Origin of the sequence: Sulfitobacter sp. HI0027, from assembly GCF_001634775.1 — a bacterium.
GTDB lineage: Bacteria > Pseudomonadota > Alphaproteobacteria > Rhodobacterales > Rhodobacteraceae > Sulfitobacter.
In genome coordinates this window covers 1-1069 of record NZ_LWER01000226.1, presented here as the reverse complement: position 1 = coordinate 1069, position 1069 = coordinate 1, and the positions used below count along the sequence as shown (strand labels likewise).

1 protein-coding gene is annotated in these 1069 nt (G+C 64.0%); it reads left to right on the top strand.

The genetic code is table 11. The annotated features are described in order from the left end of the window. Positions 1-1069 (top strand): cbb3-type cytochrome c oxidase subunit I (locus A3722_RS14220; protein ID WP_201722033.1); only part of this gene is annotated, 1069 nt, incomplete at both ends.

The following is a 1069-nucleotide window of genomic DNA, read 5'->3' as shown; positions in this document are numbered from 1 at the left end:
TCGGTACTCTTGGAGGTTGAGCGCGCCTTCGGCCTCCCGTTCTTCCAAGCCGATCTGGGCGGCGACAGCTTGCTTTGGCAGCACCTGTTCTGGCTGTTCGGCCATCCAGAGGTCTATATCATCTTCCTGCCCGCCGCCGGGGTGATCTCGACCGTGATCCCGGTGATGGCGCGCACGACGCTGCTGGGCTACGGCTGGATCGTCGCGAGCGCTTTGGCGTTGGCCTTCCTCAGTTTCGGGCTTTGGGTGCACCATATGTTTACCACCGGCATTCCGCATATGGGGCTGGCGTTTTTCTCGGCCGCCTCGACGCTGGTGGCGGTGCCGACGGGGGTGCAGGTCTTTGCCTGGATCGGCACCATGTGGAAGGGGCGGCCCGAGTTGCACATGCCGATGCTGCATATCCTTGGGTTCTTCGTGACCTTCGTGATCGGCGGGCTGACCGGCGTGATGGTGGCCGTGGTGCCCTTTGACTGGCAGGCCCATGACACCGCCTTCATCACTGCGCATCTGCACTATGTGCTGTTCGGCGGTTTCGTCTTTCCGATGCTGGCGGGGATCTACTACTGGCTGCCACTAGTGAGCGGGCGCAAGCGGTTGTTCCGGCTCGGCGAGCTGGCCTTCGCGCTGATTTTCGTGGGATTCCACGGCACCTTTCTGGCCATGCATTGGGTCGGCCTGCTGGGCCAGCGCCGCCGGATCGACAGCTATGACGCGGAAACCGGCTGGGGGGTGATCAACTTCATCTCTTCGGTCAGCAGTTTCGTCATGGCGATCGGGCTTGCGATGGTGCTGGTCGACATCATCATCCACGGTTTCGTCGCGGTGCGCGGCCCGCGCAACCCGTGGCGGGCCGGCACTTTGGAATGGGCCGGCATGTCCCCGCCCGCCTCCTACAACTTCGCCAGTCTGCCAAACGTGCGGGGGCGTAGCCCACTCTCTGAGACACCGGATCTCGCGAACCGACTGGCCAAGGGCGAAGGCTATCTCGGCGCGCCCGATGTGGCCCGGCGCGAGACCCTGATGGTCGATGCCGCCAGCGGCCGACCCGAGATGCTGGTGATATACC